The sequence below is a fragment of the Hyphomonas sp. L-53-1-40 genome (assembly GCF_000682775.1).
GTDB lineage: Bacteria > Pseudomonadota > Alphaproteobacteria > Caulobacterales > Hyphomonadaceae > Hyphomonas.
Genome location: NZ_AWFI01000001.1, coordinates 246,511 through 272,308 on the forward strand (window position 1 = coordinate 246,511; position 25,798 = coordinate 272,308).

Genomic DNA, 25,798 nt, shown 5'->3' on the forward strand with positions numbered 1-25,798 from the left:
AAGGCGGACATGATGAGAATTTTGGGGGTGAGCGCGGCGGCCATGCTGTTGAGTGGCTGCGTCGCTATGGATGTTCAGGACATTCAGGTGAACACCTCGCCCGAAGTTTCCCATTTTGCCGGCATCACCAAAGCGGGAACGGATCTGCCCTTTTCCAAGGCAGTGCGTGTCGGCGACGTAATCTATCTTTCCGGAGAACTGGGCATTGATCCGGCAACGAATGAACTCGCGTCCGGAGGCGTAGGCCCTGAAACCAGCATGATCTTTGCGAATATCGAACGGACCCTTGCCGAGTTCGATGCCGACCTTTCTGATGTGGTAAAATGTTCAGTTTTCCTGGACGACATGGCGGCTTATGGCGCAATGAATGCAGCTTATGACGCAGCGCTGCCGGACCCCAAACCGGCGCGGTCGACCTTTGGTGTCAATGGTCTGGCTCTTGGGGCAGAGGTCGAGATCGAGTGTCTCGCCGTCACGCCCTGACCCTATCAGGCGAGTGCGAGGCGATAGTCTGCGCGCGCAAGCCGGGCCGGCAAGCTGAACTCTTTTAGCGCGCTGCCGCGAACACGTTCCAGCAGATCATCGGCGCGGGCGAGGGCGTCGCCGTCAAGCGCCGCATAGGCGTCGAGCGCTGCCTGCAAACGCCATAGCGGGAAGGTGCGCGCAGCGGCTGGACCTTGCGTATCCTCAATGTCGATCTCGATCTGGCCGACCGCGCGCGGCACATGTGTGCCGGGGGAAGCGGTCTCGGCCCAGTTGGCGAAGAGTTGCGCGGTCTGGTGCAGGGCCGGGAACTGCTCGCGCATCTGGCGGGCGAGGATGGGCACCAGCGTAACGGGGATTTCCTCATTGGCGGGCAGGTCGCCCTGAGGCGGGGAGCCCGCCTTCACGCGTTCGACCCAGTCGGCGACCTTGGGCGCATAGCGCCGCATCAAATCGCCGGAGGCGGGGTCTCGGTACAGGTGTGCATAGAGCGGGCCATAGAGCGCGAAGTCCGCCAGCGTGGCGCGGCCGCCCAGCGCATACGGGTGCACTTCCAGATGCGCAGAGAATTCGCGGAGGAATGCCTCATAGCTCTGCTCGATGGCGGGCGCAGTGGTCGGGGAAACGCCAAGCGGCGGCAGAGCGCCCTTGAAACGTTCGCCATTGCGCTTGCCGATCTCGTATTGCTCTGGCGCCGGGCGGTCCGGGGCCGAGATTGCCCCGAATTCCTGATAGGCCCAGTCTTCATTATAGTTCCAGCGATAGTGCATGGCGGGAATGACCAGCCACTCATCGGCATAGAGTTGCAGCAGCTGGGCGACAAAGGCCTGCATCGGGCCGTCCGGGATCGCAGGCGGGGAGAGGCCTTCGGCGGCTTCGATGTGTTCGATGATGTCGGTCGTGTCCTGGACAATCTCGCCGTCCGGCGTCTTCATCACCGGGATCACGGGCCAGCCGACAGTCGGCAGGATGATGTCGCGATAGACCTGCTGGGTTGCGACTTCTTCGGTATAGTCGACGCCGCGCCAGTCGAGATAAGCGCGCGCTTTGCCCGTGTAATAGCTGACGTCGGCGCCGTACAATGTATAGCCGGGCATAGATCCTCCGAAGGCTTTGGTGGGCTGGGCCCTGTTTTGGGCTAGCGGGGCGAGGCTGGCAAGGCTGACCTCGGGCGACCATGTGCGCGGCGGGGCCTTGTCCTGCAGGCTCAACCGGGCCACATCAGTGAGGTTACTTTCACTCGAATGGACAGGACCTCAGCACATGACCCTCACTCAGGTATCCGCATGGCAATCCTTTGGCGGCATGCTGTCCGTGCATGACCATGACAGCGCGCTGCAGAACTGCACGATGCGGTTCGCGGTCTACACGCCGTCACAGGCGAATCCGGAAAAGGTGCCGGTGCTGTGGTATCTCTCCGGCCTGACCTGCAGCTGGGCGAATGTGATGGAGAAATCGGGGCTGCAACGCGCTGCCTCCAAGCATGGCATCATGATCATCGCGCCGGATACGAGCCCGCGCGGCGATGACGTGCCGGATGATGATTCCTATGATCTGGGGCAAGGCGCCGGCTTCTACCTGACGGCCACGCAAGAGCCGTGGGCGAAGCACTACAAGATGGACCAGTACATCACGGATGAACTTCCGAAAGTGATCGCGGAACACTTCCCCTATGCGGACATGGACCGGCAAGGCATCTTCGGCCATTCCATGGGCGGCCATGGCGCGATCACGCTGCACCTGAAGCATCCGAAAATATACAAATCCTGTTCGGCGTTCAGCCCGATCACAAGCCCGGCGCAGGTTCCGTGGGGCCAGAAGGCCTTCACCGCCTATCTCGGCGAACCTTCCGTGGCATGGGAGCAGTATGATGCGACCGAACTCGTCAAGGAGCGCCAGACCAAGGCGACGATCCTCGTGGATACCGGCACGGCCGACACATTTCTGGAGCGCGAACTGAAGCCGGAAATCTTCACCGACGCCTGCGCAAAGCATGGCCAGCGGCTGGATTACAATATGCGCGATGGCTACGGCCACGATTACTATTTCATCGCGACCTATATGGATGAGCATATTGCCCATCATGCGCGGGCGCTGGGCGCTTAGGCGACGTAGAGCGTCTCTGGCTAAACCTGTTCAGCTTCCAGAAAAGTGATCAGGTCATCCAGATCTTCCCGAACCAGGAGGCTGGATATTTCGCTGTCGCCACCAAATTCCAGCCACGTGCCAGCTTCGTCATGGGGCCGCAGCATGCGTACATGCTCGATATTCACGACGCGCACCTTGTTATTATTTTTCTGATGCAGGACCAGGAATTCAGCCATGGGATTTCACGCTCCGGATTGTAGAGCCTGCGTGTAACACCAGATCGAGTATCTGCAAGGGATGCCGTATGTCCAAACGCGCGGGATTAGACTGCCTTGGCATGGCGCCGCGGCGCGGGCTTGTAGCGACCATCAAGACACTGGGCGACCGTGCGCAGGAAAAGGCGTGCGTCTGGTGGTACTTGGATAGTGCTGCCGTCGATCCGGCAAAGGCCTGCGGACTGGAGAAAGCGGGCAGTTTCCAGCGCGTCGGCGAGGCTGTCGGGAGCAGCGCCCATTTCGCGGCAGAGCGCGTCCAAATCCACTTCCATCTGGCACATCAGCGTCTCGATGGCGCGGGCGCGCAGACGGTCATCCTCAGTCAGGGCGACACCGCGCTCGACCGGCAGGCGACCCGCTTCAATCGCTGCGCGCCATGCCATGCGCTCCTTGAAGTTCTGGATGTAACCGCCTGAAAACTGGGAGATTGCCGTGCTGCCTATGCCGACCAGCGTGTCGCACGGATCGTCCGTATAACCCTGGAAATTACGGTGAAGCGCACCGGTTCGGGCGGCTTGGGTGAGCGAGTCGTCAGCGCGGGCGAAATGATCGAGGCCGATGACCTGGTAGCCTGCCAGTTCCAGCGTGCGTGCGCCCGCCTCGGCCTGTTCAAAGCGGGCTTCAAGGCCGGGCAGGGCATCTTCGTCGATGGCGGCCTGGTGCTTGGCAAACCATGGCACATGCGCATAGCCGAACAGGGAGATGCGGGCGGCGCCCATCTCGGCGGCGAAGTGTGCGGCCTCCTCGACGTCGGTGAAGGTCTGGTGCGGCAGGCCGTACATGAGGTCCATGTTGATCGCGCCGATGCCTGCTTCATGCAGTCGGGCGATACCCTCGCTGAGGAGGACTTTCGGTTGGATCCGGCCCACGGCTTGCTGCACGGTGGGGGAGAGGGTCTGGACCCCGAAGCTGACGCGATTGACGCCTGACGCAGCCATGGCATGGATGAAATCCGGGGTCAGGCTACGCGGATCGATCTCGACGGCGATCTCCGCGCCGGGGCGAAGACCGAAGGCCCGGCAGGCGTGCGCGATAAGGTCTTTGAAGTCCTCGGCAGACAGCGCATTGGGAGAGCCGCCCCCGAAATGCAGGTGAGCCATACCGGCATGGGTCCCCAGCGCCTTGGCCCAGAGGTCGATTTCGCGATGTAATGTCTCCAGGTAGGCGGCGATGCGCGTATAACCATTCGGCACGCTGGTCGCGCATCCGCAATAGAAGCAAAGCTTCTCGCAGAACGGCACGTGGATATAGACCGAGATCGGTTTGTCCGACGCAGTCTGGCTGGCCCAGATCTCGGCCTCCGTCTCCGCCACCTGCGGCGTGAAATCAGCCGCCGTGGGATAGCTTGTATAGCGCGGGACGGGGCGCGACGCTAAGGGAATCCATGCCTGTTTCATGGCGATGTTCCTAGCAATGGTGGGCGGCCCGGTGACTACGCAAAAGCCCGTACATCAAATGCGGCTCGACGTCGCTGGCGCCACCGCCTAGGGTCAGTGGCACTCAGAGGAGATGTCCATGATACGATCAATCCTTTCCGCTACCGCGGCTTTGCTGCTGGTTGCGCCTGCGCTGGCGGGTCCTGATGATTTCAAACCCGGTATGGCGATCCCTGCATTCGGGAAAGTGGCAAGTGTGCCGGACGCCGAGCGGCTGTCGAAGGACGCCGTGTTCAAGATCGCATTCGACACCGCGGCGCCTGCTGAGCCGGGCAAGGTGAACCGGACATTGGAAAGCGCAGCGCGTTTCCTGAACATGCACGAGGCGGTCGGTATCCCTGCTGCCAACATCAAGCTGGCGGTGGTTGTGCATGGCGGAGCCTCGGCGGACCTCGTGGTAGGAGAGGGTAATGCGAATGCGCCTTTGGTGGCCGCGCTTATCAAGCACCGGGTCCGGATTATTCTGTGTGGCCAGACTGCGGCCTATCGTGACATCGAGAAATCAGATTTGCTGCCGGGTGTCGAAATCGCGCTTTCGGCGATGACCGCGCACGCGAAACTGCAACAGGATGGCTACACGCTGAACCCGTTCTGACGGGTCAGTCCAGCGCTTCGGCTTTCAGCCAGATGCCTTCGCGTTCTCCCACGCGCCGCTCGACCAGCAGGCGGGCGACTTGGTGGTCGTCCTCGAAGACATTGCCGGTCAGGCTGTCGAGCAGCGCCTTGGCGAGATTGTCGAGGTCCATCCATGGCGCATCGCCGGTATATTCCATCATGATGTGGACTGAGTAATCCCCATAGCCGGGCCGCAGGGGTGGGAACTCCTTCCGGAAGAATTCCTTGAGCAAGGTTTTGTAGTATTTCGCCTGCGTCGTCAGTCCGTGACAGCGTACTTCCAACGCGCCTTCATCGGTGATGCGCGCGCGCACCTTTCCGGCGGAAACCCATTCGGCAAGGCTCATCCCCGCATCCGATGACGTGATTGCATGCGTGCCTCCACGGCTTCCTTCGAGGCCTTCAGGCCGAGACCCGTTTGTTCGCGCAGCAGTTTGATAGCAAGGATTTTCTTGCGGTCGTCGGTTGCCCGGTCGATCTCGGCCCACTTGGCCTTGGTGACTTTCGAAAGGGCTTCTTCGATCTGGGTCTCGGTCATGAGGGGTGGCGACAAGGAGTTAAGCCCGATGCCGCGCACGAGAAAACCGAGGAAAAACGCAATCACGACCAGAAAGAGCGTGGCCGGTTGCGTCAGGGCGTGGGCGAATGCGTTCAATGGGTAACCCGTCTCTTGTTTATGGGCTCTGACCGACCCGGTTGAACAATAATCTAGGCGGGCGGGGCCGTCGCAGGCAAGCCGTGAATCGGTACGACGAACTGCGACCGATCCGGCCCGCGACCGGGATGCACCTTGTCTTGTGCGCCCACTTGGCTAAACCCGGCGCGAAAGCTCTCCACGCAAGAGGATACGAGATCATGACGACGCGCACCGAAACCGACACGATGGGCCCTATTGAGGTCTCTGATGACGCCTATTGGGGCGCGCAGGCTCAGCGCAGCCTTGGAAACTTCAAGATCGGCTGGGAAAAACAGCCAGAGCCAATCATCCGTGCCCTTGGCATCGTCAAGAAGGCCGCCGCCGAAGCCAATATGGACCTCGGCAAGATGGACCCGGACCTGGGCAAGTTCATCGTACAGGCCGCCGAAGAAGTCATTGACGGCAAGCTGAACGATCATTTCCCGCTCGTCGTCTGGCAGACCGGCTCGGGCACGCAGTCGAACATGAACTCGAACGAAGTCATCTCGAACCGCTCGATCGAAATCCTTGGCGGTGAAAAAGGCTCCAAGAAGCCGGTTCACCCGAATGACCATGTGAACATGTCCCAGTCGTCAAACGACACATTCCCCACCGCGATGCACATTGCATGCGCCGAGGAAGTCGTTCATCGCCTGATTCCGGCGCTGCAGGTCTTGCACAATGCGCTCGATTCCAAAGCCAAGGAGTGGGCTGACATCATCAAGATTGGCCGCACGCATACGCAAGACGCCACGCCGGTCACGCTCGGCCAGGAATTCTCCGGCTATGCCCAGCAGCTGAAGAACGGCATCGAGCGGATCGAGTTGACCCTGCCAAAGCTGATGGAACTCGCGCAAGGCGGCACGGCCGTCGGCACGGGCCTCGCCTCGCCGGTCGGATTTGCAGAAAAGGTCGCCGAGAAGATCGCTGGCATTACCGGCCTGAAATTCACCACCGCGCCGAACAAGTTCGAAGCGCTCGCCGCCCATGACGCGATGGTGTTCACGCATGGCGCAATCACGACGGTCGCCATGTCCTGCTTCAAGATCGCCAATGATATTCGTTTCCTCGGGTCCGGCCCGCGTTCCGGCCTTGGCGAACTGGCCCTGCCGGAAAACGAGCCGGGCAGCTCGATCATGCCGGGCAAGGTCAACCCGACCCAGTGCGAAGCGCTGACCCAGGTTTGCGCGCACATTCATGGCAACAATGCCGCCATCGGCTTTGCCGACAGTCAGGGCCATTTCGAGCTGAACGTGTTCAACCCGATGATGGCCTACAACTTCCTCCAGTCGGTGCGCCTGCTTGCCGATGCGGCGGTGAGCTTCACGGAGAATTGCGTTGTGGGAATCGAGCCACGGCTGGAGAATATCCAGCGCGGCCTCGAGAATTCCCTCATGTTGGTGACGCCGCTGAAGGAAAAATATGGTTACGACCGCGCGGCCAAGATCGCCAAGACGGCCCACAAGAACGGGACGACGCTTCGCGAGGAAGCGATCAAGGACGGCATTCCCGGCGAAGATTTCGACAATATCGTCGATCCGTCCAAGATGATCTCGCCTGGCTGATATGCTATGAGCGGGCATGCTGGATTTTGATCCCGAGACGTTTGGCGCGCTCAATGCGGATGATTATGACGCTCTCCATGATCCGGGGACGACGGAGGATTCTGTCGCCCTGATTGCGGAGCTGGCTGGCAAGGGCCGCATTCTTGAGTTGGCAATCGGCACAGGCCGCATGGCCCTGCCACTGGCAAAGCGCGGCTTTGCCATATCCGGCATCGAAGGCTCTGCCGCCATGGTGGAGAAACTGCGCGAAAAGCCGGGCGGGGCAGACATTCCGGTCGTCATCGGCGATATGGCCGACTGTGCCATAGACGGCGATTTCGAGTTTGCTTTCCTCGTCTTCAACACGCTGTTCAACCTGACCAGTCAGGACGCTCAGGTGCGCTGTTTCCGCCATGTTGCTGACAGGCTGGTACCCGGCGGTGGGTTTCTGGTGGAAACCTTTGTGCCGGATTTTTCCGCGTATCACGACAATCAGAGCATGCGCACGACGCAGATTGGCTTCAAGTCCCTTTGGTTTGAAGCGAAGATGCATGATCCAACCCGGCAAGTGATCCAATACCAGCGCGTGCGTATCACCGAGGGCGGTACAAAACTTGTGCCGCTGGTCATGCGCTATGCCTGGCCGCAGGAAATGGACCTGATGGCAGAGTTGGGCGGCCTGATGCTGGAACACCGCTGGGGCGGATGGAAGCGAGAGCCTTTCACCCCCGAAAGCAGGATGCACGTTTCATTGTACAGGAAACCGGCAGACTGAAGTCTCCCGGCCAGTTTCTTCACGCCTGCGGTTGCGCCGCAGGGGGAAGATCGCCATACGGCGGCAAACATCTTCCTGCCCTCAGATCGAAGAGTGTCATCCCGTGGTAAAATCGACTTTTGCAGCCTTCGCAGATCGCCTTGGCGCCCAGGGCCTGTCGCAGGCCAGCTTCACGCAGTTCACGCCGAACCGGATCAAGATCGAATTGCTGTCCGGCCTGACAGTCGCATTGGCGCTCGTGCCGGAGGCCGTGGCCTTCGCTTTCGTGGCCGGTGTGCACCCGCTGGTCGGGCTGTATGCGGCCTTCATTGTCGGCCTCGTGACGGCCGTGATTGGTGGCCGTCCGGGCATGATATCGGGCGCGACCGGCGCTCTGGCCGTGGTGATGGTTTCTCTGGTGGCGCAGCATGGCGTTGAGTACCTGTTCGCGACTGTTGTGCTGATGGGTATCCTCCAGCTGGCGGCGGGCATTTTCCGGTTCGGAAAATTCATCCGCCTCGTACCGCATCCGGTGATGCTCGGCTTCGTGAACGGCCTCGCCATCGTGATCTTCATGGCGCAGCTGACCCAGTTCCAAGTGCCGGGCACGGCTGAAGTGTCGGCGCACGGCATGTCCGGCGGGGAATGGATGAGCGGCTGGCCGCTCGCGGTCATGCTGGCGCTGGTTGGCCTGACCATGGCGATCATCTGGCTGTTGCCGAAATTCACCAAAATCATTCCTGCGCCACTGGCCGGGATCGGCATTGTCGCCGCCGTGGTCATCGGCTTCGGCCTTGATGTCCCGCGCGTGGGCGATCTCGCCTCCATTCAGGGCGGCCTGCCGAGTTTCCATATGCCGAGCGTGCCGCTGACATTTGAGACGTTCAAGATCATCCTGCCCTACGCGGTCATTCTCGCAGCTATCGGCCTCATCGAGAGCCTGCTGACGCTCAATCTTGTCGGGGAGATCACCGGCAAGCGAGGCGGAGCGAGCCAGGAGTGCGTGGCGCAGGGCACCGCAAACCTGATCACAGGCTTCTTTGGCGGCATGGGCGGCTGCGCCATGATCGGCCAGTCGATGATCAATGTGAAATCCGGCGGGCGTACGCGCCTCGCAGGCATCGCCGCCGCACTGTTCCTGCTGGCCTTCATTCTCGTTGGTTCTGGCCTCATCGAACAGATCCCGTTGGCCGCGCTGGTCGGCGTCATGTTCATGGTCGTGATCGGCACATTCGCATGGAACAGCCTGCGCATCATGACGCGGATCCCGCTGCTGGACGCCGCCGTGATCGTACTGGTGACCATCGTCACCGTCTTCTATGACCTGGCGACGGCTGTGGTCGTTGGAGTGATTGTCTCGGCGCTCGCCTATGCGTGGAACAATGCCCGCCGCATCCACGTCATCGAACGTGACAGCGTGCGCACACCGGGCGCGCATGTCTACGAGATCGAAGGCCCGCTTTTCTTCGGATCGACCGATGGTTTTGCCGAACTGTTCCATCCGGAAACCGACCCAGATGTGGTGATCGTGGATTTCATGCGCTCGCGTGTTGTGGACCAGTCCGCATTGCAAGCAATCGAAGACCTTGCGCGTCGCTATGAGGCCCTCGGGAAGACCCTGCAGCTGCGCCATCTCTCGCGTGATTGCCACAAGTTGCTCAGCAAGGCCGGGCAGCTAATGGTCGATTCCGACGATGATCCTGAATACGCGATTGCGGTGGATTACTCAGTCAAGACGGGTGCCTTCGGCGGAGCGCACTGACGCGCCCCTGCGACGTAATCTCCTTGCCTCGGATCGGCAGTTCCGCCACTAGGAACGCCAATCAGAAACTTGGAGGAACAGTCGCATGGATATGGATTTCAGCAATTTGTTTTCGGTGGCCGGCAAGACCGTTGTGATTACGGGCGGCTCGCGCGGCATTGGCGAAATGATCGCGGCAGGCTTTCTAGCCAATGGCGCGAAGGTCATCATCTCCTCGCGCAAGGCCGACGCCTGTGAGGAAACGGTTGAGCGCCTGAAAGCGAAATATGGTGGCGAGATCTATGCCATTCCTTCCGATGTAGGCCAGATGGTCGGCATCGAACATCTCGCGAATACGCTCGCCGAGCGGGAAGAAAAGGTCGACGTTCTGGTCAACAATGCCGGTGTGGCTTGGGGTGCCAAGCTGGAAGACTTCCCGGAGCATGGCTGGGACAAGGTGATGGACGTCAATGTGAAGGGGCTCTTCTTCCTGACCCAGAAGCTGATGCCGCTGCTGCGCAAGGCGGCAAGCGCGGACTCTCCGGCCCGCGTGATCAACATCGCCTCGATTGACGGCATGCACACCTCACCGATGAGCGGCTTTGCCTATGGCACGTCCAAAGCGGCCGTCATCCATCTGACGCGCTTCATGGGCGCGCATCTGGCCGGTGAGCATATTCTCTGCAACGGTATCGCGCCGGGCCCATTCCCGACCTATATGTTATCCACCGGCGTCGGCTTCAAAGGCGAAACCGAAGGCGTCGACTGGCAGAAGATTGGCGACCAGAATCCGTCTGGCCGGGTGGGCCAGCCCTCCGACATTGCCGGCCTCGCCATGTTCCTGTCATCCAAGGCCTCCAATTATATCACCGGGCACACCGTCCCGTGCGATGGCGGCATTGTCTCGTCCAGCTAGAGCTGCGGGAACCAGAGAAACGTCGACGCTCCGAAAATGCCGATCGCGGTGAAGACGGTGGCCGCTGCGACAAGCAGACTGGCTCCCGCCTTTGCGGCGGCGGAGCGACTCCGGCGGGCGGCACAATAGAGTTCAAGCACGGCCAGCGGAATCAGGTAGCTGCCATAGGTGATGATGATGTCGGCAGGACCGCTCATCGTGCTGTTCATCCAGCGAGGGGACTGGTTGATCATTATCCAGCCCATCAGGCCGACCCGAACGAACCAGACGCCATTGGCAACCATGAACAGGCGCATGGCCCAGCGTTGATGGTCGGCGAGTCGGCGCGCCAACGCAAAGCGGATTGTGTAGACGGCGCAGACCAGAATCAGCACGGCGTTCAGCGACACGCTGGCGGCTCCCACCAGAGACAGGTATGTGTCGCGCCCCCACGTCAGCCAGAGCCCACCCAGTGCAAGGGTGCAAGCCAGCACCAAAAAGATGCGGCCAGACCATCTGTGCAGGGTTGGGAACCGCCGTCGCAGAGCCGGAATGAGCTGTATGAGGCCGGTCAGCGTCATTGCGGCCGCCAGCAAGACGTGACTTGCAAACATCAGATTGCCCGCATCGTCTCCCGGAACATGGCCTTTGATGAGTTGCTTGTCGTTCCACCCTGCGAAATTTCCCGTGGCTGTGCGGGTGCCATAATGAGCAATGATAAAGGCGATGAAGGCCAGTTGGCCGATCGCAGCAATGCAAAACCACGCTATGCCTGTGCGGCTCAGGAGCTTGTTCCATTTTCCGAGATTTTGTGAAGTGGGTGCCACCGATAATCCTTCCATGTTTCAAACAGGGGAGGTGTGGTTGGGATCGGTGACATCGTCTTGCCGATTTGGAAATCGGCGAGGATTTCCGCAGAAAATCGTCGATATTACTCCGATATGCTTCTAAACTCGTCCCAGTTGCTGGCCGACTGGAAGACATGCTTATGAAGATCGCCCACATACGCATCGAGAACGATGACATGTTCAGGCAAGGCCTGCCATTTGGTCCGGTTGCTCCGCTGACCCTATATTGGGCGGCATTTGCGCTTTCGGTATGTGCTTTCATTGCCGAGTATTTCGTCGGCGGCATTGTCCCCCAGCTCGGTATTGTGCTGGTGCTTATCGGTTTCGTGCCTTGCGGTATGGCCTGGCTTTTGTCGCGCGAATTGTTCCGGCAGGAGACCGAGCGAAAAGCCTGGCCGCTCGTTGTGGTCGTGACGCTGTATCTGACCTGCCTGATCAGCTACGTCGTCCCGGAAGGGCATGCGGGCAGACTGGTCGGAATGGTGGCCAGCATGAAGGGGCTGATTGGGTCAGCCATGCTGCTCATGACTTTCGTGGAGGCCATTGATGGCTTGAAGGCCTCATCTGCGGAGCGACGGTTCCGCTTATGCTTTGCGGGTGGCTATGCCGCGATCGTCTTTGTTTCCCTCATGAACGACCAGCGCGGACTCGATGTTTGGCAGGAAGAGTTCAGGATTGTCGCCGCCACGCTCGCATTGGTCGGTGCAAGCGCGGCAGTGCTCTATCGAAGGCAACATCCTCTTGCACAGACCAAGCGGCAAAAGTCAGCGGCAGGACATCCGGCGCTCGCCTTGCGACTAGTGCGTCTGATTGAGACTGATCACGTGTTTCTGGAGCCCCAGATAAAAGTCGCCGATGTAGCCGAACGTTTGCGTGAACCGGAATACAAGATCAGCCAATGCATCGTTTCCGATCTTGGCTTCGCCAATTTCAACCAGATGATCAATTCCTACCGCATAGACGAGGCGAAGCGCAGGCTTGCCCGTCCTGATCTTGAGGATCAGCCTATCCTGTCCATTGCGATGGATTGCGGATTTGGCTCGCTGGGCCCATTCAACAGGTCATTCAAGGCGATGACGGGCCTGACGCCGAGCGCATATCGCCGGCAAGCGGCGGTGCAGTGAGGGCTGGCGATTGGCGCGCTGAAGACTAGACTGCACGACACAGAATCACTTCCCGCCAAGAAAGGCCGTCTCCATGGCAAACGCTCCCGTCGGATCCAAATCCAACCCGTCCCAGTTCGATATCCTGGACAAGCTGGCCGAGGACGAGCCGTACTTCGTGATCCGAGCGCATGATCCGCTATCTTCTGCGCTGGTCGAGCTGCACGCCTATATCGGCGCAGGCCAGTCCGGCGCGGCCCACAACAAGCTGGCCGAGATCATGGCGATGACGGCCGCCAAGGCTCCGCGCCCGGCCTCCAGCCCGAAATATCGCGAAACCTTTGCCATCTCGCTGGCCATGGAACAGTGGCGCGAAACGCATTCCGACGATTAAGGGATTTGCCGGTTTGCAGATTGCGCCCGTCACGCTGGAAAACCGTTTCGTACGGATCGTTCCGTTTGATATTGACGCGCATGTCGAAGCGTTGCGGGACATGGCTGAGCGGTCTGGCCAGCGGCTGGCGACGTGGCCGTATTTCAATCCGCCGGGCGACTGGATTTCGGTTTGGGTGAAAGCGATCCGGAAACGCGCAGAGGCTGGCACGCTGGTGCCGTTTGCCGTTCTGACGCCGGAGGGTCACTTCGCTGGGATGAGTGCCTATCTCAACCCGGATGCAGTGTCGAAGAATGTCGAGGTCGGCATGACGATATATGCGCCCGAATTTCAGGGTGGCGCGACAAATCCCGCTTGCAAGCACCTGCTGCTCGGCCATGCCTTCGGGCAGGGAGCAATCCGAGTCTGTTTCAATGTGGATGAACGCAACGCCCGGTCTCGTGCAGCAGTGACCAAGCTGGGCGGCGTGCAGGAAGGCGTTCTGCGCGACAATCGTATCCTGCCAGATGGCTTTGTCCGCACCACTGTGGTGTTTTCGATCCTGGCCCGCGAATGGCCTGGCGTGAAAGAGGGCCTAGAGGCGCGGCTGGCGCGTTTCGAGAGGAAGGACTGATGGCGGAACCGATCAATCTCAACAAGTTTCGAAAAGCGAAAGCCAAGGCCGAGAAAGACAAGTTGGCCAAGGAAAACCGCGCGAAATTTGGCCGCACCAAGTCTGATCGATCCCTGGAGCAAGCGCGCGCGGACAAAGCGCGCCGCGAGACCGATGCCCACCGCCGGGACGATGATCCCGAAGATCATGGTTAATCAGGTCTTACTAACCGGCCTCTGACTTGCAGTGTGTCTTCCGACTTTGTTTCAAAGCGGGAGGACACGCCGATGGGTCGCATTCTGGGGAAATTCGTGCTGGCCGGTATCGCATTTGCGGCCGGAATCACTTGGGGCATCGTGGCAGACGCGGCTGAAGCCGGTATTCCGATCCGCGCGCTGCTTGGCTTTTAGGCTTCCATTCAGCTGGCTGGTTCTTCCGGGTAGAGGATCGAATTGATCAGGGCATCATCCATGCGGCGGCCCGAAACGCGCTCCAGTGCGCTGAAGATCGGCTTGGCCTGTTTGTCTTCGAGCAGGGGGATTGACTGGGCCAATTCGGCGGCGCGGGCATAACGCAACTGGGCCGTGGCCATGTCGCCGCGCGCCTCGGCGCAGGCGCCCAGATTGTGGAGCACGGCTGGCGCATGAGTCCATTCCCGTCCCAATTCGTCCCATTGCGCACAGGCGCCCATGAAATTCCCGTCCTTGGTGGCCTTCACGGCAGCAGCGAAGCGAGGGTCGTTCTGGGCTTCTGGGGTCAGGCCGTCCGTCATGATTTCGGCGCGCATGGTCTGGTAGTAAGGCGCGATATCATTGCGGAACCGGCGAACGGCTTCCACGGTCGCATCCCGCACCATGCCAATCGGGGCATTGTAGGGATCGTAGCTGGACTGGTGAGGGTCGCGCCAAACGCCGAGGTCATGGCCGCGATCTTCATATTCGGCCACGTCGACACATGTTTCCCGATTTGCCCCGCCGAGTTGTTGCTGGCTGAAGACCAGCCGGTTGGTGCGATAGTCCACCAGATTGGCGGTGACAACGACTTCGACGGTTTCTTCGCGACATTCCGTTTCAACGATGGCGCGGTGCTCGCAATCGAACAGGCCGTCATATTCAACGCATCGCTTCTCGCGTTCAAAGCGCGTTTCGGCATCCCAGGACTCTATGTCGACCCGGCCCTCATAAATTCCGTCCGGATCGCCGGACGGCAAGGTGAACCAGTAGGATCCATCCAGCGTAACCTGTTCGATCATGTCGGCGAACTCGGCTTCGGCGACATTCCCGGCTGGCCCGCGGAACTGGCCCACGGCGACATCGCGATATTCTGCGGCCTGAGGAAAGCCGGGCGCCATGCGCGCCTCATAGTCATATCCGGGCGTGGCACAGGCAGCGGCCAAAGCGGGCAGGAAGAATAACAGGGCGTGTCTCATGTGGAGAGCCTTCAACAGTTTCAAGTCAGTAGCGTTGAGAGATACTGAACAGACACTGAACCATGCAATGGCTGTCTTTGCGTAGGGGAAAATCTTGACCTTGGGGGAGGGTGCCGCCACCTGTCTCGCAACATTGATGGAGCCCTAAATGACAAGTTCACTGTTCACCCCCTTCAAGATGAAGTCCCTCGACTTGCCTAACCGCATCGTGATGGCCCCGATGACGCGGTCGAAGTCGCCGAACGGCGTGCCGGGCAATGATGTTGCAGACTATTATGCGCGTCGCGCCGAAAACGAGGTTGGCCTGATCCTGACCGAAGGCACCACAATCCGCCGTGGTGGGGCATCGAACGACCCGAACGTTCCGAACTTCCATGAGCCGGACTCCCTGGCTGGTTGGAAAAATGTGGTTGAGAAGGTCCACGCCAAGGGTGGCAAGATCGCGCCCCAGATCTGGCATATGGGCATGGTGCGCAAGGAAGGCAGTGGTCCGAATCCGGACGCGCCGACCGACAGCCCTTCGGGCATGACGCATACCGGTAAAGCTGTGATTGAGGCACCCACATCAGCTGAAGTCGACGACATGGTGCTCGCATATGCTGACGCCGCCGCTGAAGCGGAAAAGCTCGGTTTTGACTGTGTCGAAGTGCATGGCGCGCATGGCTACCTGATCGACCAGTTCTTCTGGGATGTCATGAACAAGCGCGATGACAAGTTTGGCGGCACATCGCTGGTCGACCGCGCCAGCTTTGCCTCTGATATCCTGAAGGAAATTCGCAAGCGTGTCTCTCCGGATTTCCCGATCATCCTGCGCTACTCGCAGTGGAAACAACAGCAATATGATGCGCGCCTGGCTACGACGCCGGAAGACCTCGAAGCTTTCCTGAAAGTGTTTGTCGATGGCGGCGTGGACGTATTGCACGCCTCCCAGCGCCGCTACTGGGAACCCGAATTCCCTGAGGTCGATGGCGAAAACGGTCTGAACGGTGCAGGTTGGGCCAAGAAGCTGACTGGCCTGCCCACCATTACCGTCGGGTCGGTTGGCCTGTCAGGCGATTTCATCAAGGCTTTCCAGGGTGAGGGTTCGGGGACACGGTCGCTCGATGACCTCGAAGAGCGCTTGTCGCGCGGTGAGTTTGACCTTGTTGCGGTTGGGCGCGCGCTGCTTCAGGATCCGGCATGGGCCCGCAAGGTGCATGAAGGTCGCCTTGATGAGTTGAACGATTATGATGCCGCGAGTTTGGCAACGCTATCTTAGGTCGATTTGGACTTGCATCCGATCGTCAGGAATGGTTTTGGTTAATTCAGCTGGGCCGAAGGTGGCTATTCCGCCAAGGTCCAGTTGGATGGTGGGGACAGTTTAGGCCATCCCGATACAATTTGACGATGAAGGCGTGTGGGGGACCCGTACATCACACGCACTTTGTCCGCGCTTCGACGCCACCTGCGCGATAGCCGTCTTGTTCGGATGACCTTTTCCCCCTTCTGACGCGGGCCAAGCCCGTACCAAAGTGAGATGCCTTCACACCAGCATCTCGCTCGACCCTGCAAGGCTGCGTCCCGCACACCTGACGCATCCCTGCAGGGTTTTTTTGGTGTGCATATCAGGCCTGGGTGTAAGCCTCTGCCAACCAGACCTTTAGCTCAGCGTCGACGTCTGCGACGGATGTGAGCCGAACTTTGTGCGTACACATGCCGCCGGGCTTTTCCTCCAGCAAACGGTTGGTGCCCCGCGTCCCCTTGAGGTTAAGGCCCAGATCAACGCGTGTCTTCGTTGCCGGCGTTACCACGGCAAAGTTCTTGGAGCGACGGAACGCGACCGAGGTCTTTTTCGGCGCGACCTCGACATCTTTGCCAAGAGCGCCAGCATGGGCCGCAAGTGCGTCAAAGATCGGTCGCAGGCTTTCCTTGCCGCTGTACTGGTTGGCCAACATAACACCCTCATTTGCATCCAGTCGGCCCTTGGCCGCCTGGCAGGCGAGGTTGGCATAGCCGTGGGTCAGGCCGTGCTCGGTCTTGAGCAGTTTCATCTGGTCGCCGAATTTTTCCAGCCCGCTCTTGCGGACGAGGTCTGTCCAGTGATCCAGCGGCTTGCCGGTGTTTTCCAGCAGGCCCTGTTTCATGCTTTCTAGCATTTGTTCAGGCGATTTAGCCATGCGGCGTCTCCTTTTCCGGGGTGGGCATTTCTAGGGTCGGCTCGACAAGGGGCCAGTGGTCGAGACGACACTGCGCCGGCGTGAACAGGGCCATGACAGGCCCCAGCATCATCACCATGCGACCGGAAAATCTGGGCTTGCCGGTCTCGACCAGCGCCTTGAGATTCTCGGTGATGAACTTGCCTCCAGGCACCATGGACTTTTCTGTCTTCGTACCGGCGGGCACGTTTTCCGTGATCAGGCGGAACCGGGTGCCGCCGTCTATCTCGGCCAATTCGTAGATGACCGTGCAGGGGGCATCTTCGTATTGGGTGAACTTCAGCGTGTGCGCATAGCGGTGAGGTGGGGAGAATTCCAGCACTTCGCCTACGACGGAGGCAAACTTCCGATTGGGCGTGATCATGCGCATCGGCTTGCCGGGTTTCAGCCCGTCGACCGTGTCGCACACGGCCCCGAAAAAGAAGGGCAGGGCTTCGTCGGTTTTGACTAGCGTATCCCAGACAGTGTGAATGGGCGCTTCGATAAAGACTTCGTAGATGGCGCGGTCGGCAATCATGGCCGCGTCGGCGGATGTGGCAGTCATTGAGGGTCCTCCTTCTGCCGGGCGGCCGCCTCGGCGGCATCGCGAATTGACTGGAATAGGCACTCATCCAACGATCCTGGATCATCTGGATGGGCGCCGCGTTGAGATAGAGCCGACGGCTGCGGCCGTCCTTCTCACTGACCACGAGGCCCGCCTTCTCAAGCACGGCCAGATGGTTCATCACCGCAATGCGGCTGACATCGAAATGCTTTGCCAGTTCTCCCACCGGACAGCCGGGATTGGCTTTCAATATGTCGAGGATTTGCCGCCGGCTCTCATGGGCGAGTGCGTGGAAAACAGCAGACATGTCCTGATCAGTAATCATGTAATTACTAAATTACATATAAAGGTGTGAGTCAACACCCTTTGGTTCACAATGGTCAGGAGAGGGGATCAGCTGATCTTGTCGCTATTGTCGAAGGGTTTGGTTGGCGTGCATCGGGCCCCGTCATTGTTCTCCCCGGACAATTGCTCGCCTTTCAAGTCCCGCAGATTGGTCTCAAACTCTTTCAGCAATACGGCATCCTGTTCGGTAGGATTTTCCAGTTGCTGCAGGGCGGTCACGCGATCTTCAAGCCATTCGACTACCCTGGCCGCGCCTTCACCCACCACGGCGTTGCATGCGGTTGGATGGGACGGCGCATCAGCCTGCGCGGGCAATAGGGAAGACGCGATGGCAGCGGCTATGAGAAAGCTGGCCTTCTTCATCTTGGGGTCTCCAAGTTCTACTTCCAAGAGCATGACAGGGTGCTGGCACATGCACAACACCCGTCTGTGCCGCAAACCCTGCCCAACGGGGCATTCGGTGCTATATGTTCGCTATGAGTTCTAATCCGAATCGCCTGTCCATTTCCCAAATGGCCGCCGTCAAACCGCCCGCTGCCAAGAGCGAGGCGGAGTATCTGGACGGCCTGAACCCGGAGCAGCGCGAGGCCGTGCTGACGACCGAAGGCCCTCTGCTGGTGCTTGCCGGTGCCGGCACGGGCAAGACGCGCGTGCTGACCACGCGTCTCGCGCACATCATCGGCACGCGGCTGGCCTGGCCGTCGCAGACGCTGACCGTGACCTTCACCAACAAGGCCGCCCGGGAAATGCGCGAGCGGGCGCTGAACATGCTGGGCGAGGCGGGCGAGGGCCTGCGCTGGCTTGGCACGTTCCACTCGATCAGCGCGCAGATTTTGCGCAAACATGCCGAACTGGCAGGGCTTAAATCGACTTTCACCATCATCGACACCGATGATCAGGTGCGCCTGTGCAAACAGATCATTCAGGCCGAGAACATTGATCCGAAACGCTGGACGCCGCGCTATCTCGCCAGCCTCATTGATGGCTGGAAGAACCGGGCGCTGACGCCGGACAAGGTGCCGCCGGAAGAGGCTCACCAGTTCGCTGACGGCAAGGGCATCACCTGTTACCAGATTTATCAGGCGCGGCTGAAAGTGCTGAATGCGTGCGACTTTGGCGATTTGCTGATCCACAACATCACGATCTTCCAGAAAAACCCTGATTTGTTGAAGGAATATCACGACAAGTTTCGTTATGTTTTGGTCGACGAATATCAGGATACGAACGTTGCGCAGTATCTGTGGCTGCGCCTTCTGGCGCAGGGCTCGCAGAATATATGCTGTGTGGGCGATGACGATCAGTCGATCTATGGCTGGCGCGGGGCGGAAGTCGACAACATCCTCCGCTTCGAGAAGGATTTCCCCGGCGCGCATGTGATCCGGCTGGAAAAGAACTACCGTTCGACCAAGCATATTCTTGCCGCTGCTTCCTCGGTGATCAGTCACAACAAGAGCCGTCTCGGCAAAACGCTCTATGTCGGCGACGACAATGCAATTGATGATATTGACGCCTCCAAGGTGAAGGTGCGCGGCCTGTGGGATGGCGAGGCCGAGAGCCGCCTGATCGCGGATGATATCGAAAGTTGGGTGTCGAAAGGCGGCAGCCATGAGGATTGCGCCGTGCTGGTGCGCGCTTCGTGGCAGATGCGGGCCTTTGAGGAACGCTTCATCATGCTGGGCATCCCATACCGTGTAATCGGAGGTCCGCGCTTCTTCGAGCGCGCCGAGATCCGCGATGCGCTGGCCTATTTGCGGCTCGTGCGGTCGCCGGATGATGATCTTGCGTTCGAGCGAGTCGTGAACCAGCCGAAGCGCGGCGTGGGCAATACATCGCTCGCCAAGCTGCAATCCTATGCGCGCGAGGATGGCCGCAGCCTGTTCGTGCTGACGCCAATGGTGCTGCAGACTGACGAGATCAAGGGCGGCGCGAAGCGCGGGCTGAACCAGTTCATCGACCAGATCAATCTCTGGCGAGACAAATTGGCCAATGGCATGCCGCATACGGAACTTGCCGAAACGATTCTCGAAGAGTCCGGCTATACCGACATGCTTCAGAAGGACCGCAGCCCGCAGGCACAGACACGGCTCGACAACCTGAAGGAACTGGTCCGCGCGATGAGCGAGTTCGACTCACTGGCCGGCTTCCTGGAACATATCGAACTGGTCATGGACGCTTCGACCGGCGGGGCCGGTGAAGACCAGGTGCAGATCCTGACCCTGCACGGCGCCAAAGGGCTGGAATGGCCCGTCGTCTTCTTGCCCGGCTGGGAAGAGGAAGTCTTCCCATCCCGCCGCAGCCTGGATGAAAGCGGCATGAAGGGGCTCGAGGAAGAGCGTCGGCTGGCCTATGTCGGCATCACCCGCGCGCGTCAGCACGCCTATATTTCCTTCGTCGCAAACCGCCAGATCTATGGGCGCTGGCAGAGCGTGCTGCCGAGCCGTTTTGTCGATGAGTTGCCACATGACCATGTCGAGGCGATTTCGGAGACGGGCTTTTCCGGCATGCCCGGAGGCGAGAGCGGATTTAGCGGATCTGTCGAAGACCTTGGCGAACGTTCGAACTACAAGAGCCCGGGCTGGCAGCGCCTGAAGGAAAATGCGGGCCGGTTCGACACGCGCCCGCCGCGAGACAACACGACCCTGTCGGCCACTTCAGGCGGACCGGCAACTTTCAAGGTCGGCACACGTATCTTCCATGACAAGTTCGGCTATGGCCGGGTGGCTCATACGGAAGGCAACAAGCTGACCGTGGATTTCGAAAAGTCCGGACGGAAGAAGGTGATCGCCACATTCGTGCAACCCGTTTGATGGTTGACCGCGCGTTCCATTCCGAATTGGATGGGTAAGGCAAAGCGGCGAGGCAGTCATGGCCGGTTATCTTGAGAAGCGGCTCTATGAGGGCGAGGTCCTGCGCTATCGCGGCCAGTTCCATTGGCTGGAATATGCCAAGGCATGGGCGATGCTGATCATCTTTGGCATCATCATCTTCGGGATTTTCTATTTTATCGCCCAGATGATCCGGCTGAACACGACCGAGTTTGTGGTGACAGATCGCCGGGTTGTGAAGAAAACCGGGCTTTGGTCGGCCAATGTCGAGGAGATCACGCTCGATTCCATAGAAGGCAGTTCTCTCAATCAAGGCATCCTGGGGCGTATATTCGGCTTCGGAAAACTGTCGGTCCATGGGCGTGGTGAAACCCACATCAACTTCCCCAACATGGCCCATCCCCAGAGGTTTCGGGCTGAAGCGGAAAAGTCCAAGCAGACAGCGCTTGCGCCGGGCGGGCCTCTGGTCGGCTGATCTGTTTCGCGAGAAAGGATATGCAGCACCGGGGGCCTGGTCAGGGGGGAGGGAGTCCGGCCGGCCTCATGAAGCGCGATGGGTGGAGGCGCTTGCCCGGAAGGGCGAAGGCTGACCCGGTGCTGCAGGACCTGTTCTCGCATGAACCACGCGAACGCAAACCGAATGGCGCGTTCATCTGAGGCTCATCTGGATTCCTATTCAGCGGCGGGCAGGGACCGGTCAGACGGCTCGTTCTCGTTGGCTGTGGTATGTTCGGATATACTGCCGGTCGCTGCCTGTTTGCCCCGGACCCGATCCTTCAGGCGACCTGCCCAACGGCGAATACGGTGTGGTGCAAGCAGCCAGACAGGCGTCACCAGCAAGATCATGATTGTGGAGAAGCCAAGGCCAAATACCACGGCCGTTGCCAGTTGTACCCACCATTCGGAGCTGGCACCCCCGAAATTGATCGAGCCTTCGAAGAAGTTCACGTTCATCTGGATGATCATCGGCAACAGGCCACAGATCGTCGTGCCGGTCGTCAGCAGGATCGGACGAATACGCTGGGCGGCTGTCGCGACGGCGGCTTCTTCCGGCGTGCGGCCATCGCTGAGCAGACGGTTATACGTGTCGATGAGGACGATATTGTTGTTCACCACGATCCCGGCGAGCGCGACAATGCCCGTACCGATCATCAACTGGGAAACGTAAGGCAGGACAAGCTGGATACCCACGAGCACACCAGCGGTCGAAATGATTACGGCCGTCAGGGTCAGGAAGACCTGCCAGAAATTGTTGAACTCCCACAGCAGGATGATGGCCATCATGAACAGCATGGCGAGCAGGGCTCCTTGGAAGAAAGCAGCCGCATCGGCGCTATCTTCATCCGCGCCTTCAAAGCGCACTTCGACCGTGCCGGGAATATCCTGTTCGGCAACCCAGGCCTTGACCTCTTCGACGATCGCAGCGCCTGCACCCTGTTCCACGGCATTGGCGCGGACATCCACCACCCGGGCTCCATCACGGCGCGTAATCTGGCTGACCCGCGGGGCGGGCACGCGCTCGACAAACAATGAGAGCGGAACATTGCCGCGCGGCGTGGCGATACGAAGATCGTCAATTGCGCTGGCGCTGCGGTCTGCCTGTGGGAAGCGGACGCGGATGTCGACTTCGTCATTGGCATCGTCCGGCCGATAGCGACCGACGAGCACGCCATTTGTAATCAGCTGCACGGCTGCGCCGACCTGGCTGATGTCCAGTCCATACTTGCCAGCTTCGGCGCGGTCGACTTCGAGCTGGTATTCGATACCGGGCAGAGGGCGCGTGTCTTCAACTTCGCGCAGGTCAGGTCGGGAATCGAGGTAGTTGCGGATCATGCGCGCAGTGGAATTGAGGGAGGCGGCATCCTCGGAGAGTAGAGCGATCTGAATGTCCTTGCCCGAGGGTGGGCCTTGTTCGCGGGCGGCGATTTCGAAGCGAAGGCCAGGAATTTCAGCCAGCCGGGTGCGGATGTTCGCGAGTGTGCGGCGGCCATTGTGCACGCCATCTGCCGTGGCCAAGTCGACCAGTAGCTGCCCAACCGTGTCGGTCGGCTTGCTGGACGATCCGTCAGGCGAAAAGATCGCGCCACCGGAGGCGCCGGCTTCGGTCGAGATGTCTTCAACGCCGTCCATGCCGGTAATCGCCACTTCGGCCCGTTTGACGAGAGAAAGCTGTTCCGCGGTGGAGAGGCTGCCCTGAGCCTGTACGAAAACAAAGGCTTGTTCCGGTTCGACATCCAGAAACAGTTCGGTCTTGTGCGGTGTCGAGCCAAACCAGACAAAGATCATCATGACCCCGGAAATGGCGACGCCTGTCACAGCCAAAGGGCGCGCCAGCAGCACTTTCAGCAGGCGAACATATCCGCCGAGCCAACCGGTGGCTTCCGATGGATCGGCGTCTGCCGCCAATGCCGCAAGGCTTTCATCGGTGCCGTCCGGCCGTGCGCCGATCACCGATCCGAGCACCGGCAGGAAGATCAGCGCCATAACCAGCGACGCCGACAAGACGAAAATCAGCGTAATCGGCAAATAGGCCATGAACTTGCCAGGCATTGAGTTCCAGAACAGGAATGGAATGAAAGCCGCAAGGGTTGTCGCGGTCGATGCAACCACTGGCCAGAACATTCGCTTGCCGGCCATGCCGTAAGCCTCTTTTCGGTCGAGGCCCTCGGCCATTTTGCGGTCGGCATATTCGGTTACGACAATGGCGCCATCGACCAGAATACCTACCGCGATGACCATGCCGAACATGACCATCATGTTGATCGTGTAACCAAATGCCCCAAGAAGCAGGAACGCCATCACGAAGGAGGCGGGGATGGAGATACCCACCAGCAGCGCGGAACGCCAACCAAGTGCGGCCACACAGATGATCATCACCAGCATGACAGCGGTGATGATCGAGTTCTGGAGTTGTCCCAGCTGATCCCCAATCAGTTCCGAGGCGTCTGATGTGATGCGGACATCTACCGTGCTGGGCCAGCTTTCCTGCTGGGCCGCGACGGTGTCGCGCACGAAATTTGCCGTGTCGAGAATGTTGGCACCGGAGCGTTTGACGATCTGCAATTGCAGGGAGGGTTGGCCGTTGAACGTCGCGTAGCCGGTTGCATCCTTGTAGGTGCGGCGAATTTCGGCCACGTCCGACAGGGTCACCGTGGCATTGTCAGAGCGTTTGACCGGCAGGTTGAGCGCATCCTGGGCGGATCGGATCAGGCCGGGTACCTTGACCGCAAAGCTGCCTTCGCCGGTGTCGATCTGGCCAGCCGGGACGAGCTGGTTGTTCGCGGTCACGACGGCGTAGATGTCCTGATAGGACAGATTGTAAGTTTCGAGTTTGACGGGGTCGACGACGATTTCGAGCACGTCTTCGCGTTGCCCGATAATGTTGGCTTCCAGCACGCCCGGATTGCGCTCCAGCATGTCCTGCAGGGTCTCGGCGATCTGGTTCAGTCCGCGCTCAGGCGCCTGGCCGAACAGGTTCACGACCATGATCGGGAATTGTGAAGCATTCACCTCGGTGATGATGGGCTCGCGTGCATCAGCCGGGAAGAAACGCTTGGCAAGGTCGACCTTGTCCTTCACGTCCAACACTGCCTGGTCGACATCGGTTTCGATTTCGAATTCCAGAACCAGTTGGCCAGCGCCCTCTGCGCCGATGCCGATAAAGGTTTTCAGCCCTTCAAGAGATTGGATTTCCTGTTCGATGGGTTTGACCAGAAGGCGCTCGGCATCTTCCGGCGTCACGCCAGCCAGCGGCACCGTGATGCCAACAAAAGGAATTGGAATGTCCGGATCCGCTTCTTTGGGCAATCCGATATACGTCGCCGTACCGGCAATGATGGCGCAGATCAGGATGGACAACACCATCCGCGCACGGCCGATGGCACCCTCGACGATCTGGGTCATGGCTGGGCACCGCCTTGGGGAACAGGTTTCACTTCGACCCCTTCAGCCAGATAGTCCTGGCCAATCGAGATCAGTCTGACAGTAGCAGGCAGGCCTGTGACCCACGCGCCCTGAGGCGTCTCATCAATCACTTTGATGGGCGCGAACTGTACCGTGTTCTGGTCGTCAACATAGCGTACGCCGAGTTCGCCAGCGTCTGACAAGGTCAGAAGGCCGGGAGAGATCAGCGTAGCGGGAACTTCGCCCATTGGAATAAAGAGTTCTGCAGTGACACCCGCAGCGACCGGATCGTCACCCGTGTCGAGTTCACCTTCGATCAAGAAGGTACGTGTGCCCTCGTCAGCCGTGCGTGAGACATAGCGCAGTGTCGCAGGATAGGTCTTGCCGCTGGGCAGGCGGGCTGTCCCAGTCATACCAGTCGTCAGTTGGCCAGCATTGGCCTCGGCCACTTCGACGGCGACAATGACCGGGTCCATGTCGACCATGGTGCCACAAGGCTGACCGGGTGAAAGATAATCACCCGCCTCGGCGAGGCGGTTTTCAAAGATACCGTCGAACGGGGCCCGTATCTGCGTCTTGGAAAGTTCCACCCGCGCGGCATTCACCGAGGCTTCTGCAGCGTCGAGAGCTGCCTTCGCAGAGGCTTCATTATTGGCGGGGGCCAGGCCCTTTTCGGCCAGGGTTCTTGCCGCCTCGAAATCAATCCGTGCAGCGTCGCGGCGAGCTTCGGCCTCTTCCAGACGGGCGGCGCGGGCTTCAACATCCAGCCCGCAGAGCAGCGTGCCTCGTGAGACGCGCGTACCTTCACGTACGGGCGTCGATGTGACGTTGCCCGCGGTTCCAGCTTTTACCGTCACCGATTTATCAGGGGCCGTAAGTCCCTTGGCCTTGAGGCGGATGCCGTGAGTTTGTGCCGAAACCGTGAAAGTGACCGCTTCGGGCGCGACCTCGCTGGCTTCCAGTCGAACATCTTCATGCTGCGTGCTGATGTCGCCCCGAATGACACTCCGGATCACGAACCAGGCCAATAGGCCCACAAAGATAGCGATGGCAATTTTTAAGGATCGGTTCACGGTTCAGTCTTTCGCACGGCTGGCGCTGTATCAGATATAG

At 59.8% G+C, this 25,798-nt stretch carries 27 protein-coding genes and 1 pseudogene; 15 read left to right on the top strand and 13 right to left on the bottom strand.

What is annotated here, in order from left to right; translation table 11 throughout:
* Positions 1–9 precede the first annotated feature (9 nt).
* Positions 10–483 carry a RidA family protein gene (locus L53_RS01195; RefSeq protein ID WP_198019702.1) on the top strand — a complete coding sequence of 158 codons (474 nt, stop codon included), beginning with the start codon at positions 10–12 and terminating at the stop codon, positions 481–483.
* 5 nt (positions 484–488) lie between these two features.
* Here L53_RS01195 and L53_RS01200 read toward each other — a convergent pair whose 3' ends face one another.
* Positions 489–1,580: a glutathione S-transferase family protein gene (locus L53_RS01200; protein WP_034810793.1), complete on the bottom strand. Its 1,092-nt coding sequence runs from the start codon at positions 1,578–1,580 to the stop codon at positions 489–491.
* Positions 1,581–1,746: 166 nt separating this feature from the next.
* On the opposite strand from L53_RS01200, the gene fghA reads away from it, so the two are divergent.
* Positions 1,747–2,589, top strand: a complete 843-nt coding sequence (gene fghA / locus L53_RS01205; RefSeq protein ID WP_034810798.1) for an S-formylglutathione hydrolase — start codon at positions 1,747–1,749, stop codon at positions 2,587–2,589.
* A 20-nt stretch (positions 2,590–2,609) separates the two neighbouring features.
* Here the strand turns inward: fghA and L53_RS01210 are convergent, their stop codons facing one another.
* Both L53_RS01210 and hemN read right to left on the bottom strand, forming a co-directional pair.
* On the bottom strand, positions 2,610–2,807 hold the full coding sequence (locus tag L53_RS01210) for a hypothetical protein (RefSeq protein ID WP_034810800.1): 198 nt from the start codon (positions 2,805–2,807) through the stop codon (positions 2,610–2,612).
* An 86-nt stretch (positions 2,808–2,893) separates the two neighbouring features.
* Positions 2,894–4,243, bottom strand: coding sequence for an oxygen-independent coproporphyrinogen III oxidase (gene hemN / locus L53_RS01215; RefSeq protein WP_034810803.1), 1,350 nt, complete (start codon positions 4,241–4,243; stop codon positions 2,894–2,896).
* 118 nt (positions 4,244–4,361) lie between these two features.
* Here hemN and L53_RS01220 point away from each other — a divergent pair, with 118 nt between their 5' ends.
* Complete coding sequence (locus tag L53_RS01220; protein WP_233347463.1) at positions 4,362–4,877, top strand: DsrE family protein; 516 nt, start codon at positions 4,362–4,364, stop codon at positions 4,875–4,877.
* Between the two features lie 4 nt (positions 4,878–4,881).
* On the opposite strand, the gene L53_RS01225 is transcribed toward L53_RS01220, so the two are convergent.
* Positions 4,882–5,244: a RusA family crossover junction endodeoxyribonuclease gene (locus L53_RS01225; protein WP_034810806.1), complete on the bottom strand. Its 363-nt coding sequence runs from the start codon at positions 5,242–5,244 to the stop codon at positions 4,882–4,884.
* Positions 5,241–5,552, bottom strand: a complete 312-nt coding sequence (locus L53_RS17095) for a hypothetical protein (protein WP_034810808.1) — start codon at positions 5,550–5,552, stop codon at positions 5,241–5,243. Before L53_RS17095 ends, L53_RS01225 begins: the two co-directional genes overlap by 4 nt.
* Before the next feature lie 197 nt (positions 5,553–5,749).
* Between L53_RS17095 and fumC the strand changes: the two genes are divergently transcribed.
* The 4 genes from fumC (at position 5,750) to L53_RS01250 (ending at position 10,528) form a co-directional block, all read left to right on the top strand.
* Positions 5,750–7,138: a class II fumarate hydratase gene (gene fumC, locus L53_RS01235; RefSeq protein ID WP_156947811.1), complete on the top strand. Its 1,389-nt coding sequence runs from the start codon at positions 5,750–5,752 to the stop codon at positions 7,136–7,138.
* A 16-nt stretch (positions 7,139–7,154) separates the two neighbouring features.
* Entirely contained in the window at positions 7,155–7,892 is a 738-nt protein-coding gene (locus L53_RS01240) for a class I SAM-dependent methyltransferase (RefSeq protein WP_034810812.1), read from the top strand.
* 154 nt (positions 7,893–8,046) lie between these two features.
* Positions 8,047–9,633, top strand: coding sequence for a SulP family inorganic anion transporter (locus tag L53_RS01245; protein ID WP_051607552.1), 1,587 nt, complete (start codon positions 8,047–8,049; stop codon positions 9,631–9,633).
* Between the two features lie 91 nt (positions 9,634–9,724).
* Entirely contained in the window at positions 9,725–10,528 is an 804-nt protein-coding gene (locus tag L53_RS01250) for an SDR family oxidoreductase (RefSeq protein ID WP_034811827.1), read from the top strand.
* Here L53_RS01250 and L53_RS01255 read toward each other — a convergent pair.
* Positions 10,525–11,334 (bottom strand): DUF2306 domain-containing protein, encoded by an 810-nt coding sequence (locus L53_RS01255; protein WP_198019704.1) that lies wholly within the window; start codon positions 11,332–11,334, stop codon positions 10,525–10,527. The genes L53_RS01250 and L53_RS01255 overlap by 4 nt on opposite strands.
* Positions 11,335–11,489: 155 nt before the next feature.
* Here L53_RS01255 and L53_RS01260 point away from each other — a divergent pair, with 155 nt between their 5' ends.
* From L53_RS01260 to L53_RS17495, 5 genes are all read left to right on the top strand, one after another.
* Positions 11,490–12,479 carry an AraC family transcriptional regulator gene (locus L53_RS01260; RefSeq protein WP_084332954.1) on the top strand — a complete coding sequence of 330 codons (990 nt, stop codon included), beginning with the start codon at positions 11,490–11,492 and terminating at the stop codon, positions 12,477–12,479.
* 73 nt (positions 12,480–12,552) lie between these two features.
* On the top strand, positions 12,553–12,852 hold the full coding sequence (locus L53_RS01265; protein WP_034810816.1) for a hypothetical protein: 300 nt from the start codon (positions 12,553–12,555) through the stop codon (positions 12,850–12,852).
* 13 nt (positions 12,853–12,865) lie between these two features.
* Entirely contained in the window at positions 12,866–13,465 is a 600-nt protein-coding gene (locus tag L53_RS01270) for a GNAT family N-acetyltransferase (RefSeq protein ID WP_034810817.1), read from the top strand.
* Positions 13,465–13,659, top strand: a complete 195-nt coding sequence (locus tag L53_RS01275) for a DUF4169 family protein (protein ID WP_034810818.1) — start codon at positions 13,465–13,467, stop codon at positions 13,657–13,659. Before L53_RS01270 ends, L53_RS01275 begins: the two co-directional genes overlap by 1 nt.
* A 72-nt stretch (positions 13,660–13,731) precedes the next feature.
* Complete coding sequence (locus tag L53_RS17495) at positions 13,732–13,854, top strand: hypothetical protein (protein WP_255341987.1); 123 nt, start codon at positions 13,732–13,734, stop codon at positions 13,852–13,854.
* An 8-nt stretch (positions 13,855–13,862) separates the two neighbouring features.
* Here L53_RS17495 and L53_RS01280 read toward each other — a convergent pair whose 3' ends face one another.
* The gene (locus L53_RS01280; RefSeq protein ID WP_034810821.1) at positions 13,863–14,873 is read right to left on the bottom strand and encodes a hypothetical protein; all 1,011 of its coding nucleotides are present in this window, start codon (positions 14,871–14,873) and stop codon (positions 13,863–13,865) included.
* Positions 14,874–15,021: 148 nt separating this feature from the next.
* On the opposite strand from L53_RS01280, the gene L53_RS01285 reads away from it, so the two are divergent.
* A complete protein-coding gene (locus L53_RS01285; protein ID WP_034810833.1) occupies positions 15,022–16,131 on the top strand; it encodes an NADH:flavin oxidoreductase in 1,110 nt (369 codons plus the stop codon).
* Between the two features lie 346 nt (positions 16,132–16,477).
* Here L53_RS01285 and L53_RS01290 read toward each other — a convergent pair whose 3' ends face one another.
* From L53_RS01290 to L53_RS01305, 4 genes and pseudogenes are all read right to left on the bottom strand, one after another.
* Positions 16,478–17,029 (bottom strand): DUF5655 domain-containing protein, encoded by a 552-nt coding sequence (locus L53_RS01290; protein ID WP_034810836.1) that lies wholly within the window; start codon positions 17,027–17,029, stop codon positions 16,478–16,480.
* A complete protein-coding gene (locus L53_RS16075; protein ID WP_051607431.1) occupies positions 17,022–17,612 on the bottom strand; it encodes an SRPBCC domain-containing protein in 591 nt (196 codons plus the stop codon). The genes L53_RS01290 and L53_RS16075 overlap by 8 nt, the downstream gene beginning before the upstream one ends.
* A gap of 148 nt (positions 17,613–17,760) precedes the next feature.
* A pseudogene (locus L53_RS17685) lies at positions 17,761–17,937 on the bottom strand (ArsR/SmtB family transcription factor); the annotation flags it as partial.
* Between the two features lie 68 nt (positions 17,938–18,005).
* Entirely contained in the window at positions 18,006–18,353 is a 348-nt protein-coding gene (locus L53_RS01305; RefSeq protein ID WP_156947774.1) for a hypothetical protein, read from the bottom strand.
* Between the two features lie 71 nt (positions 18,354–18,424).
* Between L53_RS01305 and L53_RS01310 the strand changes: the two genes are divergently transcribed.
* Both L53_RS01310 and L53_RS01315 read left to right on the top strand, forming a co-directional pair.
* The gene (locus L53_RS01310) at positions 18,425–20,764 is read left to right on the top strand and encodes a UvrD-helicase domain-containing protein (protein ID WP_034810844.1); all 2,340 of its coding nucleotides are present in this window, start codon (positions 18,425–18,427) and stop codon (positions 20,762–20,764) included.
* Between the two features lie 58 nt (positions 20,765–20,822).
* Positions 20,823–21,257 carry a PH domain-containing protein gene (locus tag L53_RS01315; protein ID WP_051607433.1) on the top strand — a complete coding sequence of 145 codons (435 nt, stop codon included), beginning with the start codon at positions 20,823–20,825 and terminating at the stop codon, positions 21,255–21,257.
* A 197-nt stretch (positions 21,258–21,454) separates the two neighbouring features.
* On the opposite strand, the gene L53_RS01320 is transcribed toward L53_RS01315, so the two are convergent.
* Both L53_RS01320 and L53_RS01325 read right to left on the bottom strand, forming a co-directional pair.
* Positions 21,455–24,685: an efflux RND transporter permease subunit gene (locus L53_RS01320; RefSeq protein ID WP_034810845.1), complete on the bottom strand. Its 3,231-nt coding sequence runs from the start codon at positions 24,683–24,685 to the stop codon at positions 21,455–21,457.
* Positions 24,682–25,758: an efflux RND transporter periplasmic adaptor subunit gene (locus L53_RS01325; protein ID WP_034810846.1), complete on the bottom strand. Its 1,077-nt coding sequence runs from the start codon at positions 25,756–25,758 to the stop codon at positions 24,682–24,684. The genes L53_RS01320 and L53_RS01325 overlap by 4 nt, the downstream gene beginning before the upstream one ends.
* Positions 25,759–25,798: the final 40 nt, after the last annotated feature.

What these genes read in the sequence shown, in the direction of transcription:
- hemN (WP_034810803.1), bottom strand. Translation starts at nt 4,243, where the DNA reads ATGAAACAGGCATGGATTCCCTTAGCGTCGCGCCCCGTCCCGCGCTAT.
- L53_RS01210 (WP_034810800.1), bottom strand. Translation starts at nt 2,807, where the DNA reads ATGGCTGAATTCCTGGTCCTGCATCAGAAAAATAATAACAAGGTGCGC.
- L53_RS01285 (WP_034810833.1), top strand. Translation starts at nt 15,022, where the DNA reads ATGACAAGTTCACTGTTCACCCCCTTCAAGATGAAGTCCCTCGACTTG.
- L53_RS01195 (WP_198019702.1), top strand. Translation starts at nt 10, where the DNA reads ATGATGAGAATTTTGGGGGTGAGCGCGGCGGCCATGCTGTTGAGTGGC.
- L53_RS01225 (WP_034810806.1), bottom strand. Translation starts at nt 5,244, where the DNA reads ATGAGCCTTGCCGAATGGGTTTCCGCCGGAAAGGTGCGCGCGCGCATC.
- L53_RS01305 (WP_156947774.1), bottom strand. Translation starts at nt 18,353, where the DNA reads ATGCTCTTGGAAGTAGAACTTGGAGACCCCAAGATGAAGAAGGCCAGC.
- L53_RS01290 (WP_034810836.1), bottom strand. Translation starts at nt 17,029, where the DNA reads ATGGCTAAATCGCCTGAACAAATGCTAGAAAGCATGAAACAGGGCCTG.
- L53_RS17495 (WP_255341987.1), top strand. Translation starts at nt 13,732, where the DNA reads ATGGGTCGCATTCTGGGGAAATTCGTGCTGGCCGGTATCGCATTTGCG.
- L53_RS01240 (WP_034810812.1), top strand. Translation starts at nt 7,155, where the DNA reads ATGCTGGATTTTGATCCCGAGACGTTTGGCGCGCTCAATGCGGATGAT.
- fghA (WP_034810798.1), top strand. Translation starts at nt 1,747, where the DNA reads ATGACCCTCACTCAGGTATCCGCATGGCAATCCTTTGGCGGCATGCTG.
- L53_RS16075 (WP_051607431.1), bottom strand. Translation starts at nt 17,612, where the DNA reads ATGACTGCCACATCCGCCGACGCGGCCATGATTGCCGACCGCGCCATC.
- L53_RS01260 (WP_084332954.1), top strand. Translation starts at nt 11,490, where the DNA reads ATGCTTATGAAGATCGCCCACATACGCATCGAGAACGATGACATGTTC.
- L53_RS01280 (WP_034810821.1), bottom strand. Translation starts at nt 14,873, where the DNA reads ATGAGACACGCCCTGTTATTCTTCCTGCCCGCTTTGGCCGCTGCCTGT.
- L53_RS01320 (WP_034810845.1), bottom strand. Translation starts at nt 24,685, where the DNA reads ATGACCCAGATCGTCGAGGGTGCCATCGGCCGTGCGCGGATGGTGTTG.
- L53_RS01220 (WP_233347463.1), top strand. Translation starts at nt 4,362, where the DNA reads ATGATACGATCAATCCTTTCCGCTACCGCGGCTTTGCTGCTGGTTGCG.
- L53_RS01250 (WP_034811827.1), top strand. Translation starts at nt 9,725, where the DNA reads ATGGATTTCAGCAATTTGTTTTCGGTGGCCGGCAAGACCGTTGTGATT.
- L53_RS01310 (WP_034810844.1), top strand. Translation starts at nt 18,425, where the DNA reads ATGTTCGCTATGAGTTCTAATCCGAATCGCCTGTCCATTTCCCAAATG.
- L53_RS01275 (WP_034810818.1), top strand. Translation starts at nt 13,465, where the DNA reads ATGGCGGAACCGATCAATCTCAACAAGTTTCGAAAAGCGAAAGCCAAG.
- L53_RS01200 (WP_034810793.1), bottom strand. Translation starts at nt 1,580, where the DNA reads ATGCCCGGCTATACATTGTACGGCGCCGACGTCAGCTATTACACGGGC.
- L53_RS01265 (WP_034810816.1), top strand. Translation starts at nt 12,553, where the DNA reads ATGGCAAACGCTCCCGTCGGATCCAAATCCAACCCGTCCCAGTTCGAT.
- L53_RS01315 (WP_051607433.1), top strand. Translation starts at nt 20,823, where the DNA reads ATGGCCGGTTATCTTGAGAAGCGGCTCTATGAGGGCGAGGTCCTGCGC.